General features: G+C 65.8%; 11 protein-coding genes and 1 other RNA gene. 5 read left to right on the forward strand and 7 right to left on the reverse strand.

Annotation, left to right across the window (positions count from 1 at the left end; genetic code table 11):
• Window positions 1-21: 21 nt before the first annotated feature.
• From J7360_RS05125 to J7360_RS05140, 4 genes are all read left to right on the forward strand, one after another.
• Window positions 22-1,719, forward strand: coding sequence for an N-acetylmuramoyl-L-alanine amidase (locus J7360_RS05125; protein WP_209033398.1), 1,698 nt, complete (start codon window positions 22-24; stop codon window positions 1,717-1,719).
• Window positions 1,720-1,857: 138 nt separating this feature from the next.
• Window positions 1,858-3,735, forward strand: a complete 1,878-nt coding sequence (mutL, locus tag J7360_RS05130) for a DNA mismatch repair endonuclease MutL (protein ID WP_057660980.1) — start codon at window positions 1,858-1,860, stop codon at window positions 3,733-3,735.
• Complete coding sequence (locus J7360_RS05135) at window positions 3,735-4,670, forward strand: DUF1684 domain-containing protein (protein WP_057660936.1); 936 nt, start codon at window positions 3,735-3,737, stop codon at window positions 4,668-4,670. The genes mutL and J7360_RS05135 overlap by 1 nt, the downstream gene beginning before the upstream one ends.
• Before the next feature lie 33 nt (window positions 4,671-4,703).
• Window positions 4,704-5,678 (forward strand): TraB/GumN family protein, encoded by a 975-nt coding sequence (locus tag J7360_RS05140; RefSeq protein ID WP_042675602.1) that lies wholly within the window; start codon window positions 4,704-4,706, stop codon window positions 5,676-5,678.
• A 53-nt stretch (window positions 5,679-5,731) separates the two neighbouring features.
• On the opposite strand, the gene J7360_RS05145 is transcribed toward J7360_RS05140, so the two are convergent.
• The 4 genes from J7360_RS05145 to gluQRS form a co-directional block, all read right to left on the reverse strand.
• Window positions 5,732-5,807: non-coding RNA, sX9 sRNA (locus J7360_RS05145), on the reverse strand.
• A gap of 57 nt (window positions 5,808-5,864) precedes the next feature.
• Window positions 5,865-6,440 carry a polyhydroxyalkanoate synthesis repressor PhaR gene (gene phaR, locus J7360_RS05150; protein ID WP_099804238.1) on the reverse strand — a complete coding sequence of 192 codons (576 nt, stop codon included), beginning with the start codon at window positions 6,438-6,440 and terminating at the stop codon, window positions 5,865-5,867.
• Window positions 6,441-6,599: 159 nt separating this feature from the next.
• The gene (locus tag J7360_RS05155; protein WP_003486018.1) at window positions 6,600-7,340 is read right to left on the reverse strand and encodes a beta-ketoacyl-ACP reductase; all 741 of its coding nucleotides are present in this window, start codon (window positions 7,338-7,340) and stop codon (window positions 6,600-6,602) included.
• 81 nt (window positions 7,341-7,421) lie between these two features.
• Window positions 7,422-8,321 (reverse strand): tRNA glutamyl-Q(34) synthetase GluQRS, encoded by a 900-nt coding sequence (gene gluQRS / locus J7360_RS05160; RefSeq protein WP_057660938.1) that lies wholly within the window; start codon window positions 8,319-8,321, stop codon window positions 7,422-7,424.
• Window positions 8,322-8,418: 97 nt separating this feature from the next.
• On the opposite strand from gluQRS, the gene htpX reads away from it, so the two are divergent.
• Window positions 8,419-9,297, forward strand: a complete 879-nt coding sequence (gene htpX / locus J7360_RS05165; protein ID WP_209033400.1) for a protease HtpX — start codon at window positions 8,419-8,421, stop codon at window positions 9,295-9,297.
• 100 nt (window positions 9,298-9,397) lie between these two features.
• Here the strand turns inward: htpX and J7360_RS05170 are convergent, their stop codons facing one another.
• From J7360_RS05170 to J7360_RS05180, 3 genes are all read right to left on the reverse strand, one after another.
• Complete coding sequence (locus J7360_RS05170) at window positions 9,398-11,467, reverse strand: EAL domain-containing protein (RefSeq protein WP_209033402.1); 2,070 nt, start codon at window positions 11,465-11,467, stop codon at window positions 9,398-9,400.
• 219 nt (window positions 11,468-11,686) lie between these two features.
• The gene (locus J7360_RS05175) at window positions 11,687-12,868 is read right to left on the reverse strand and encodes an NAD(P)/FAD-dependent oxidoreductase (RefSeq protein WP_057660940.1); all 1,182 of its coding nucleotides are present in this window, start codon (window positions 12,866-12,868) and stop codon (window positions 11,687-11,689) included.
• Window positions 12,865-13,413: a YaeQ family protein gene (locus tag J7360_RS05180; RefSeq protein WP_005923173.1), complete on the reverse strand. Its 549-nt coding sequence runs from the start codon at window positions 13,411-13,413 to the stop codon at window positions 12,865-12,867. Before J7360_RS05180 ends, J7360_RS05175 begins: the two co-directional genes overlap by 4 nt.
• Window positions 13,414-13,479: the final 66 nt, after the last annotated feature.

Here is a 13,479-nt window from a genome sequence, read left to right on the forward strand (position 1 = left end):
TGGATGCTTGAATCCAGCGCCATGACACCGGGGATCCGCAACTTCTGTCGTTCCGCCCTGACCGCCAGCTTGAGCCTGGCGGTTTTTGCTGCCTGGGGCGGCGAAATCAAGGGAGTCGGCGTCAGTACCGGAGCCACCGGGACCCGCGCGGAAATTCAACTGGCCGGCAGCGGCGGCTTCAAGACGCTGGCGCTGGCGAACCCGACGCGCCTGGTGGTCGATTTTCCGGAATCCTCGGGCGTGCGCGGTCTCAAGCTGCCGCCTGCCGCCGGGTTGGTGACTTCGGTGCGCACCGGCCAGCCGGTGCCTGGCACGTTCCGTGTGGTGTTCGAACTGGCAACGCCGGTGACCCCGCTGAAGCCGCAGATGCAGACGCTGGGCAGCGTGTCGACATTGGTGATCGAATGGCCCGGCGATCCGACGCCGGCGGTGGCCTCCACAGTTGCTGCGGCTGCACCGACCGCTGCCCCGGCGCCGCGCCCGCTCAATGCGCAGGCCGAAGCGGCACGCGCAACGGCAGCCTTGGCCGCGTCTGCGCAACGTGCCTCTTCGGTGCCGCCGTCGCCGCCGTCTGCACCGTCTGTGCCGGCATCGGCGATGCCCACTGTCACTCAGGCCCCGGTACCGACCACCGTCGCCACCGGTGTGCCGACGCCTCGGCCTGCCACCTCCGCGACCACCGGTGCGCCAGCGCCGACCGGCGTTGCCGGCAACACGCCGAACCGTGCCGCCGGTGCCATCACCACCGTACCGTCTGGTGCAGGGGGGGCGGGCAGCAGCGCAGCTGCAGCTGCGATCTTGAATGGCGGCAGCGCACCGATGGGCGCGACGCCCGGTAATGCCGCAGCAACTGCCCCCAGTAGTGCCTCGAGCGTGGCGGCTGCCGCAGGCGACGACGACCTGCCGCCGCGTCCGGTACTGCCCAGCGAAGCCTCGCGGACCAAGATGGCACCGGGTATGCGGCCGTTGGTCGTGGCGATCGACCCGGGCCACGGCGGCCAGGACCCGGGCGCCATGGGGCCCACCGGTAAGCGCGAGAAAGACGTCACCCTGGCGGTGGGCCGTGAACTGGCACGCCAGGTCAACGCCACGCCAGGCATGAAGGCCTACCTGACGCGCGATACCGACGTGTTCATTCCGTTGCCGATGCGTGCGCAGAAAGCCCGCGCTGCCAAGGCCGACATCTTCATTTCCATCCATGCCGACGCCGCCGAAAACCGCAGCGCCACCGGCTCCTCCGTGTATGTACTGTCGACCAAGGGAGCCTCGTCGCAACGGGCGCGCTGGCTGGCCGACAAGGAAAACGCCGCCGATCTGGTTGGGGGCGTGCGCCTGCAACAAACCGAAAGCACCCTGGCCAACGTGTTGCTGGACCTGGCGCAGAGCGGCCACATGAAGGCCTCCGAAGATGCCGCAGGCCATGTGCTGGGTGGGCTCAAGCGCATCGGCAACAATCACAAGCCGCAGCTGGAACGCGCCAACTTCGCGGTGCTGCGGACCTCCGACATGCCGGCAATGCTGGTGGAAACCGCCTTCATCTCCAATCCGCATGAAGAACGTCGCCTGATCGATCCGGCTTATCAGCGCAAGATTGCCAGCGCCGTGCTGGACGGCATCGATACCTTCTTTACCCGCCAACCGCCCCCAGGCACCTTGTTCGCGGCGCGTGCGCAGGCCGAAGCCGATGCAGTCGGCACCGTGGCCGGCGGCAGTCGCTGACCCGCTCGGCTATCATTCCGCACTGATTCCTTGGATGACGGCGCCTGCGCGCCGCCGGATTGCCGTGCCGATGTCCGTTTTGCCTGTCACACCGCCGATCTACCGCGTTTCGCGCGTGCCGCACTGGAGCGTGCGCTGATGGCGATCCGCCAGTTGCCCGAGATTCTGATCAACCAGATCGCTGCCGGCGAAGTCGTCGAGCGGCCCGCATCGGTGGTCAAGGAACTGGTCGAAAATGCACTCGATGCCGGCGCCACGCGCGTGGATATCGAGCTCGAAGAGGGCGGCGTCCGGCTGATCCGCATCCGCGACAACGGTGGCGGCATCACCCCGGACGAGCTGCCGCTGGCAGTCTCGCGGCATGCCACCAGCAAGATCGCTTCGCTGGACGACCTGGAGACTGTCGCCACGCTAGGCTTTCGCGGCGAAGCCTTACCGTCGATCGCCTCGGTCAGTCGCTTTACCCTGACCTCGCGCCGCCACGACGCTGAACACGGCTCGGCATTGGAAATCGACGGCGGCCGCCTGGGCGAGGTGGTGCCGCGCGCGCATGCGCCAGGCACCACGGTCGAAGTGCGCGAACTGTTCTTCAATGTGCCGGCGCGGCGCAAATTCCTGCGTGCCGAACGCACCGAACTCGGCCACATCGAAGAGTGGTTGCGTTCGTTGGCGCTGGCGCGGCCGGATGTCGAATTGCGCGTCTCGCACAACGGCAAGCCGTCGCGGCGTTACAAGCCGGGCGATCTGTATTCGGATGCGCGGCTGGGCGAAACGCTCGGCGACGATTTTGCGCGCCAGGCCCTGCGCGTGGACCACAGCGGCGCCGGTCTGCGCCTGCACGGCTGGGTTGCGCAACCGCATTACTCGCGTGCCAGCACCGACCAGCAATACCTCTACGTCAACGGCCGTTCGGTCAGAGACCGCAGCGTGGCGCATGCGGTGAAGATGGCCTACGGCGATGTGCTGTTCCATGGCCGTCAGCCGGCCTATGTGCTGTTTCTGGAGCTGGACCCGGCACGTGTGGACGTCAATGTGCACCCGGCCAAACACGAGGTGCGCTTCCGCGAAGCGCGGCTGATCCACGATTTCGTCTATCGCACCCTGCAGGATGCCTTGGCGCATACCCGTGCCGGCGCCACGCCAAACAGCATCGGTAGCGATCGCGTCGGCGACATGGGGACGACCTCCGGTGGAATGGGCAGTCTCGCTGGCGGCGGCGCTCCAAGTCATGGCGGTATGCCTGGGGGCAGCAATGGCACGTACGGCTACGCCAGCTGGACGCCTTCGCAAACGCCGCTGGGGCTGCGTGTGGACGAGGCGCGCGCCGCCTACAGCGCGCTGTATGCACCACCGCCGAGCAGCGCGCAGCAATCGGCAGGCATGCCGAACATGGCCGGCACCGGATTGCCGGCAACTGCAGAAGACAGCGGTGTGCCGCCGCTCGGTTATGCCATCGCGCAGTTGCACGGCATCTACATCCTGGCCGAAAACGCCGAAGGCTTGATCGTGGTCGACATGCACGCGGCGCACGAGCGCATCGGTTATGAGCGGCTCAAACAGGCGCATGACAGCATCGGCCTGCACGCGCAGCCGTTGCTGGTGCCGATGACGCTGGCAGTGGGCGAGCGCGAAGCCGACACCGCCGAGCGCGAAGCGGAGACGTTGGCCACGCTAGGCTTCGAGATCACCCGCGCCGGCCCGCAGTCGCTGCACGTGCGCAGCATTCCCGCGCTGCTGGCCAATGCCGAACCGGAGGCGCTGCTGCGCGATGTGCTGGGCGATCTGCGCGAGCATGGTCAAAGCCGCCGCATCGCCAGCGCACGCGACGAACTGCTCTCCACCATGGCGTGCCACGGTGCAGTACGCGCCAACCGCCGCCTCACCGTGCCCGAAATGAACGCGTTGCTGCGCGATATGGAAGCCACCGAACGCTCGGGCCAATGCAACCATGGTCGACCGACCTGGGCGCGGTTTACGCTGAGCGATATCGATCGTTGGTTTTTGAGGGGGCGTTGATGGCAGTGCACAGGGGGAAGGGCTGGCTGCTCGGCATGCTGGTGGCGGCAATATTGGTCGGGTGCGGACGCGATGCACCGCCGCCGGCCGCGCCGGTCGCACTCGACAAGACATTTCTGGCCGACACCGCCGCCTGGCGCGAAGCGCGGCTGAAGGAGTTACGCGCACCAGATGGCTGGACCAGCCTGGTCGGCTTGCACTGGCTGTCGCTGAATGCGCATTACATCGGCAGCAGTGCCGACAGCGGCATCAAGCTGGCGGTGGGCCCGCCGAAAATGGGCATGGTGTCCACCGAGAACAACACGGTCTGGTTCGTGCCCGAGCGTGGTGCGGCGCTGACCCTCGATGGCAAGCCGCTGACCAGCCGGATCCGCTTCCAGTCCGACCGCGATCCGCAGCCCACCCTGATCCGGTTCGACGACGGCAAGGGCGTGTTGAGCCTGATCCATCGCGGCGACCGGTATGCGCTACGGGTCAAGCATGCCGACGCGAGTTCGCGCACGCACTTCGCTGGCCTGGACTATTGGCCCTTGGATCCGTCCTGGCGCATCAACGCGCGCTATGTGCCCAACGCTGTGGGCAAGACCATCCCGATCGTCGACATCGTCGGGATCAGCAGCGAGCAGCCGAACGCGGGCGCGATCGAGTTCGAACGCGACGGCAAGACCTTCCGATTGGAAACCATCGGCGAGCCAGGCAGGGCGATGTTCGTGGTATTCGCCGACCGTACCAGCGGCCACGGCAGCTATCCGGCCGGACGTTTTCTCGATCTGGACGTGCCCGATGCCTCGGGGCATGTGATGGTCGATTTCAACCGCGCCTACAACCCGCCATGCGCGTTCACCCCGTTCGCCACCTGTCCACTGCCGCCACCGGAAAACCGCATCGATCTGGCGGTGTCGGCAGGCGAGAAGGCCTACAAGGTGCCGCACTGACATGCGCGACATTCACATGCGCGGAAAAGTACCGTGACCGGGCTATGGATAACGTCGACGCGCCAGCGGGGTGCCGCCTGGTGCAGCGGCGCGCTGCTCGGCCTGGCCTTGTGGAGCGGGGCGCTCCTACCGGTGTGGGCGCGCGCTGCCGGCCACGCGCCGGCAGGCCCGCCGGTGCCGCTGCTGTGGAAGGTCGATGGCAAGGGCGGCACACTGTATCTGCTGGGCTCGTTTCATGTGCTCAAGCCCAGCGACTATCCGCTATCGCCGGATGTGATGCAGGCCTTCGCCAAGGCCGACCGCCTGCTGTTCGAATTGCCGCCTGACGATGCGCAATCGCCCGAGCTGGCCAGTCGCATGTTGCGGGCGGCGCGGCGCACCGACGGGCGTACGCTGCAAGACACGCTGGATGCGAAGACCTGGCAGGCGCTGAGCGCCTACGCGCGCAAGTACGGCATGTCGCTGGCGAGCCTGCAGCCGCTCAAGCCCTGGTTCGTGGCGCTGACGATCAGCCTGGCGGAGATGACTCGGCAAGGCATGGACCCGAACGCGGGGCTGGATCATTATCTGATGGAACAGGCGCAGGCGCGCGGCAAACCGGCCGACGGCCTGGAGCGCGCCGCCGAGCAAATCGCCTTGCTCGATGGCATGTCGCCGACCGAGCAGCATCAGTTGCTGGAAGAATCGCTGGACGAGGCCGATGCCTCCGACCAGCTACGCCAGCTGCATGCAGCCTGGCGCAACGGCGATGTGCATACGCTCTCCACGCAGATGGCCGACGACATGCGCCGCCAGTATCCGGCGCTGTATCAGGACATCAATGTCGAGCGCAATGCGCGCTGGGTGCCGCGGCTGGAACAGCGGCTCGGCAAAGGCAGCGGAACCACGCTGGTGGTGGTCGGTGCGCTGCATTTACTGGGCAATGACGGGGTGGTGGAGCGTCTGCGTGCACGCGGCTACCACGTGGAGCGCATCTGCTCGGCCTGCACAACGCAGGCTGGCCGCTGATCGGCTGCGCCTGGGAGCGCGACGCTCCTGGCGCAGCGTTCGATGTTTGGAACGGTCGACACCACGGCGCGACCAGTCGTCAGCTGGCCTGGGCCCGCGCAGCGGAACCGGAACGTACGAGTAGCACAAGAGGATTCCGGCACCGGCCGCACCTGCCTGGCGGCTGCGCAATGATGTGGGCGGCTCTTAGCCGCGGTTGCGGGCTTTGCCGGTCGTGCCGTGATTGCCACCGGCCGAGCCATGCGTGCTTGTTCCCATCGGGCCGCTGCCCAGGCCGCTCGCCCCAGGTGGGCTCGGCGGCGTGCCAGGGCCGCCGGGACGACCGAAGCCGGCGCCGAAGTTGCGCTGGAACTCCTGCCACAACTCCAGGTTGCGCTCGGTCAATTGGTTCATCATCGCCCACGGGGTCTGCCCGAGCAGGTTACCCATCTGCTGGCGGAACTGCTGCTGCTGATCCAGGAACACCTGCATGCTGCGCTCCAGGTAATTGCCCATGAAGCCCTGCAGCGAGTCGCCGTAAAACCGGATGATCTGGCTCAGCAACTGGGTGGAGAGCATCGGCTCGCCGTCCTGCTCGCGGTCGGCGATGATTTGCAGCAGGACTGCGCGGCTGAGGTCCTCGCCGCTCTTGGCGTCGCGTACTTCGAATTCTTCGCCATCGATGATCAACTGGCGCACATCTTCGATGGTGATGTAGCTGGAGATTTCCGTGTCGTAGAGACGGCGATTGGGATACTTCTTGATGATGCGAAGTCCGGCCATGGAACGTTCACCCACACTGATAGTGCGCGCAGGATGGCGCACCGCAGCAGCGCTTGCAACAGCCAAAACGCCTTATTTGCTTAAGCGGACACATTAAAAATGTTGCGCAGCATGGTTTTTGAGGAAAATCCATGCTGCACCGCAAAGTTGCAGCAAACGTCACCAGCCCATGTGGTGGCCGCCGTTGATGTCCAGATTCGATCCGGTGATCCAGGCAGCCTCTTCCGCCACCAGGAACGCCACCGCGTAGGCGATCTCTTCCGGACGGCCCAGGCGTCCGGTGGGGATATCGGCCACGATCTTGGCGCGCACTTCCTCCGGGACCGCCATCACCATGTCGGTGGCTACATAACCGGGCGAGACCGTATTGACGGTGACCCCGAATGCCGCGTTTTCGCGCGCCAGCGAAATGGTGAAGCCATGCATGCCAGCCTTGGCGGCGGCGTAGTTGGCCTGGCCATACTGGCCCTTGAGCCCGTTGATCGAGCTGATCTGGATCACCCGACCCCAGCCGCGTTTGCGCATGCCCTCGATCACCGGGCGGGTCACGTTGAAGACCGAATTGAGGTTGGTGTTGATGACCTCGTGCCACTGCTCGGCACTCATGCGGTGGAAGGTGGTGTCGCGGGTGATGCCGGCGTTGTTGACCAACACCTCGATCGGCCCCAGCGAAGATTCGACGTCTTCCACCAGCGCGCGTGCATGCTCGGAGGAGGCGACATCGCCGCGAAACAGGGCGAATGCATACCCCTGTGCCTGCATGCGCTGCTGCCAGTGGCGTGCCTTTTCTTCGTTGCGGAAGTTGCTGGCGACCCGGTGGCCCTGGTCGGCCAGGCGCTTGCAGATGGCAGTACCGATACCGCCGGTGCCGCCGGTGACCAATGCGACGCGAGATGTCATGACGACTCCAATCAACAAGTGAGGCTGAGGGCGATTTGGGCGCGGGATGCTGCGCCCGGATGCCGGTGCTGGGGCGCAATTCTAGTCACGCTGGAGGTCGGATGTGCGCATATCGAGGTCCAGCTGGCGTTGGCGCGGGAGCAGCCGTGGCGAAAAATGCTGCACGGCGTCGCGCAGCACGGTTTCCACGGCTGCATGCCGCGGCAACGCGTCGGACTGTTGGCCCAGGGCCACCCAGGCGGCGTGCAGGGCCGGCAGTGGATCGGCGTCGTCCAACGCGGGTGCAGCGTGTGACTTGGAGAGCTTGCGGCCGTCGCGATCCAGCATCAGCGGCAGGTGCAAGTAGCGCGGCTGCGGCAGGCCCAGTGCGCGCTGCAGCACCATCTGGCGCGGGGTGGAGTCGAGCAGGTCGGCGCCGCGTACCACGTCGGTGATGCCTTGCGCCGCATCGTCCACCACCACCGCCAGTTGGTACGCCCAATACCCATCGGCGCGGCGCAACACCACATCGCCCACCTCGGCGTAGACATCCTGCAGTACCGGGCCTTGTAAGGCGTCGTCGAAGCCGACCGGTGGTTGCGGCGGCACCCGCAGGCGCACCGCGCGGCGCTCGCCCAGCGGCGCGACGCAGGCGTGGTGGATGCCGCCCATGCCGGCCAGATCGGCACGGCTGCAGCTGCATTCGAATGCCTGGCCGGTCTGCAGCAGCCGGGTGATCGCCGCGATGTAGGCCGCATCGCGCTCGGACTGCCGAATTACCGGCAGGTCCGAGTGCAGCCCGAATGCGGCCAGCGTGCGCAACTGACGTTCGCAGGCGCCGGGCTCGGCACGCGGCGGGTCGATGTCTTCGATGCGCACGCACCACTGCCCACCGGCATGCCGGGCCAGCAGCCAGCTGCCGAATGCAGCCAGCAGGGAGCCGAAGTGCAGGGGGCCGGTGGGCGAGGGCGCGAAGCGGCCGAGATAAGGGGGCGAAGGCATGGGCAGCTGAATCGTCGGTCAGGTGCTTGCTTGATTTCAAGCCGCAACACCCGCAGATCCGCAACAGTTCACCCCGCATCCGTGGAGCCATCGCGTCATGTTCAACCGCATTTTCCTGTTCCTGCTGACCAACCTTGCGGTGCTGATGCTCGCCGGCATCGTCATGTCGTTGCTGGGCGTCAATCCCGCGCAGATGAGTGGCCTGTTGGTGATGGCCGCCATCTTCGGTTTTGGCGGCTCGTTCATTTCCTTGCTGCTGTCCAAGTTCATGTCCAAGCGCAGCACCGGTGCGCAGGTCATCACCGAGCCGCGCACGCCGACAGAACGCTGGTTGCTGGAAACCGTGCGCCGTCAGGCCCAGGCTGCCGGCATCGGCATGCCGGAAGTGGCGGTCTACGAGGGCCCGGAAATCAACGCGTTCGCCACCGGCGCCAACCGCAACAACGCCCTGGTGGCGGTGTCCACCGGCCTGCTGCAGAACATGGACCAGGATGAAGCCGAGGCAGTGCTTGGCCACGAGATCGCCCACGTCGCCAACGGCGACATGGTCACCATGGCGCTGCTGCAGGGCGTACTCAATACCTTCGTGATCGTGCTCGCCCGCGTGGTCGGCGGCATCATCGACAGCGCCTTGTCTGGCAACCGCGAGGGTGGCCGCGGCTTTGCGTACTACGTCATCGTGTTCGCACTGGAGATGGTGTTCGGCCTGTTCGCGACCATGATTGCGATGTGGTTCTCGCGGCGCCGCGAATTCCGCGCCGATGCCGGTGGCGCGCAGCTGGCCGGCCGCAGCAAGATGATCGCTGCACTGGAGCGGCTGTCGCTCAACCATGGCCAGAACACCTTGCCCTCGCAAGTGCAGGCGTTCGGCATCTCCGGCGGGGTGGGCGAGGGCTTGCGCCGCCTGTTCCTGAGCCATCCGCCGCTCACAGAGCGCATCGCTGCGCTGCGCGCCGCCAGCGGTAGCGCCATGTAAGGTGTCGGGTCTCCGGCTGCCTGGCAGGCAACAAAAAACCCGCGCAATGCGGGTTTTTTGTTGCCTAGCGATGGTACGAACGAGGGGGTGCTGCCGGCTTTCAGCCGAACTCGTAATTCATCAACGGCCCGGTCGGTGCGACGAAATCGCCCTGGACATAGTCCACCCCGGCGCTGAAGAAGCTGCTCATCGACTGCGCATCGGCGATGAACTCGGCCATTGTCAGAATGCCGGCCGGTTGCGCGCGCGAGGTGATTTCGCGAATCTTTTCCTGGCTATCCCGCGCCGAGGCGATGTCGCCGGTGATGCCACGATCCAGTTTGAGGAAGGCCGGGTGGAAATGCGCCAGCAACTGGAACGAGTCCAGGCCCGAGCCGAATTGCTCCAGCCCGACCTTGCAATCCATCGCCGACACCGCCGCCAGGAACTGCTGCGCGTTGCGCAGGTGCGTAAACACCTTCGACTCCGGCGTCTGCAGCCACAGCCGTTCACCGGGAACGCCATAGACCGCCAACTGCTCGCGGATGGTGTCGATCATCTGCGGGTCCGAGAACGAGTTCGGCCCGATGCGCACCAGCAGGTGGGTCTTGTGTCCGGCACGCTGGCGTTCGCCCAGTTGCCGGATTGCCCGCGCCACCACCCAGCGGTCGATTTCGGTGACCAGGTCGTGCTCTTCGGCAATGGCCATGAACGCGTTCGGCGACATCATTTCGCCATTGCGTTCCAGGCGCAGGAACGCCTGGTACAGCTCCAGCGGCTCGCCTTGCAGGTTGAGCACCGGCTGGTAATGCAGCAGGAAACCGTCGCCGACCAGCGCTTCGCGCAACTGCTCGACCCAGCGCTCGATGCGTTCTTCTTCGGCCCGATCCGCCGCAGCCGGATCATAGATGCTGACCGCGTTGCCACCGAGCTCGGCAGTGGTGCGCACCGCCTCGGTGCCGCGATTGAGTACCTGGCCGATGCTGGCGATCTTCTCGCCGATCTGCACGCCGCCGATGCTGACCGTCACCGTGGCCGAGCGCGTCCCTACGCTGAACACATGCTGCGCGAACGCATTGCGCACGGTTTCGGCCAGCGCATGCGTGCGCGCGTAATTTCCGTTCAACAGCAGGGCGAAACTGTGTTCGCCGAAGCGGGCGGCCAACACGCTGTCGTCCAGTACGCTCGCCACGTGCGCGGCGAGCGCAGCAATCAGCGCATCGGCCGAATCCAGCCCGAACTCCGGCAGGATGCGTGCGTAGTGATCCGGCTCGATCAACAGGAAGCCGGATTGGCCTTCGCTGCGGCCGGCCTGCGCGACGGCCTGTTCCAGCGCCACCATGAAGGTGGGGCGATTGAGCAGGCCGGTAACCTGGTCGCGCTGGCGCAAGTCTTCGACCTCGCGCGCCAGCTCCGGGTCGAACTCCTCGCGGCGCCGGAACACCACCTGGATGCACGGCTCGCCTTCATAGGTGGCGGTGGCGAACTCCATCGTGGCCGGGAAGGTGTCGCCTTCCACGCGGCGTGCATCGAGCTTGTACTGCGCCGGCGGCGGCTCGCCCTTGGACATCGCCTTGAGCAGCTGTTTGAAATCGTCGACGTACTGCGCAGCGATCATGTCCAGCAGCGAGATGCCTTCGACATCGTCGAACGACTCGAAGCCGAACATTTCCAGATAGGCATCGTTGGCGCGGATATGCATGCCTTCATGCACGTAGGCGATCGGGTCGCGCGAGGACGCGATGAGTGCGTCGCAGCGGCGCTCGGTCTCGCGCATCTGGGCTTCGATGCGGCGTAGTCCACGGCGGGCCTGCAGGTCGTCCCATTCCGAGCGCACCAATGCAAGCAAGTGTGCGGGGCGGTGGCGCAATGCGATGGCGCGTACCCCGTGCGAAGCGGCCTCGACCAGCGCGTTCTCTTCGATCCGCTCGGCCAGCAAAATGATCGGGATGTCCTTGCCGCTGCCGGCAATCTGGGTCTGCAAGGCGCTCATGGGGATCTGCTGCGCCTGACCCAGGATGGCCAGATCGATCTGGCCCGACAGCATGCTGGCCAGTTCCTCCTGGCTTTGCGGTCGCGATGGGCGCACCGCAATGCCGCCATTGCGCAGCGCGGTGACGATGGTCTCCGCACTCTCCACGCTGTCGTCGACGATCATCAGGCGGAGGGTGAGGTCTTTGCCTTTTTGCATGCGCGGCTCCCTAGAGACGGGCTTTAATACACGAAGGGGTTTGGCACGTCCATGTGTGTGGAGCATGCCGCATCAAGTGTGAGACGTAGAGCAATATTTGCGGTGGAACTGCCTTGCGGGAGCATCGACCGCTTTCACCGCGTGCTGCCCATGCCGCGACCGCGCGTTCAAGGCGCCTGGCGTGATCGGTGGGCGACCAGCAACTCCTCGCCATCGGCGTTACGCCACGCTCCCCGCTGCATGGCCGGACGCCCACGCCCACTGGAAGTTGTAACCGCCCAGCCAGCCGGTGACATCCAGCACCTCACCGACGAAGTACAGGCCCGCCACCAGACGCGACTCCATGGTCGAACTGGAGACTTGATGGGTATCGACCCCGCCCAGGGTGACTTCAGCCGTCCGGTAGCCTTCGGTGCCGCTGGCGATCAGCGGAAAACTGCCGAGCAGGTCGGCGGCGGCTTTCAGCTGCGGCGGATCCAGCTGCCGGACCGGCTTATCTGGCAGCCATATCTCGCACAAGCGTTGTGCAAACCGTTTCGGCAGCACGTCGGCCAGCACGTTGCGCAGCTCGGTGGCGCCGCGCTGTTGCTTTTGTTCGCGCAGCCACGTCGCTGCATCGCGACCGGGCAGCAGATCCAGCCGCAAGTCGTCGCCCGGCTGCCAATACGAGGAAATCTGCAGGATCGCCGGGCCGCTGACCCCGCGATGGGTGAGCAGCATGAAATTGCGAAAGCTGACCCCATTGCACTGCGCCTGGACCGGCAACGCCAGCCCGGACAACTCGTGCAGACGCTCCTGATGCGTGCCGCTCAGCGTGAGTGGTACCAGCCCGGCGCGGGTGGGCAACAGCGCATGGCCGAACTGCTTGGCCAAGGTATAGCCGAAGCCGCTGGCCCCCATGCTGGGGATCGACAGTCCCCCGGTTGCCACGATCAACGACTGCGTCTGCACGCTCCCCTGGCTGGTCTGGACCTCGAAGCCGTCGCTGCCGCGCTGGACCGACAGCACATCGCACTGGGTGCGGATCTGCGCGCCGGCCGCATCGCATTCGTCCAGCAGCATGCGCACGATCTGCTTGGAGGAGATGTCGCAGAACAACTGGCCCAGCTCTTTCTCGTGATAGGCAATGGCATGCCGTTCGACCATCTCCACAAAATCCGCCGGGCTGTAGCGCGCCAGTGCGGATTTGCAGAAATGCCGATTGGCCGAAATGAAGTTGCCAGGCGTGGTGCCGGTGTTGGTGAAATTGCAGCGCCCGCCACCGGACATCAGGATCTTCTTGCCGACCTTGTTGGCATGATCGATCACCAGCACCTTGCGGCCCCGCTGGCCGGCAGTGAGGGCGCTCATCAGCCCGGCAGCGCCGGCGCCGATGACCAGCACGTCGCAACGCATGCTCATTCGGCCGGGGCTTGCCGCACCATCGGGGTCAGGGTGACGCTGCCGTGGTCGGCCAGCATCTGCACTTCGCCGTCCTGGATGATCACGTCAAAACGCATGCCGCGCTGGATCAGTGCACCAAGTGCTTCGGTGGCCTGCGAGTCGAGCTCGATCACGCGCAGATTGCGGTACCGGCCCATGGCGTTGGCGTGTTTCTTCCACCAGGTTTCGGTGGCCTGGCCGCCGTAGCCGATCACTACCGCTTCGCGCGAGCGATTGCAGGCTTTGCGCACGCGGCTCTCGTCGGGCTGGCCAAGGTCGATCCACAGATCCGGATCGCCGGTGTAGTCGCGGCGCCATAGGTCCGGCTCGTCGTCGTTACTCAGGCCACGGCCGAATTCCAGACGGTCGTCGGCAAACAGCGCGAACGCGAGCAGCCGCACCATCAGGCGCTCGTCGGTCTCGGAAGGGTGCTGGGCCAGGGTCAGCGAATGGTTGGCGTAATAGCCGCGGTCCATGTCGCTGATCTGGAGTTCCGCCCTGCGGACGGTGGCGGTGAGGGCCATCAGGATGCCGGTTGCAAAGGGCGCTCATGATACGCGCCCGGTTCATGTGCCGGGTGTCGCCTGCAT

It is taken from the genome of Xanthomonas sp. D-99, assembly GCF_017746145.1.
Taxonomy (GTDB): Bacteria; Pseudomonadota; Gammaproteobacteria; order Xanthomonadales; family Xanthomonadaceae; genus Xanthomonas; species Xanthomonas cissicola.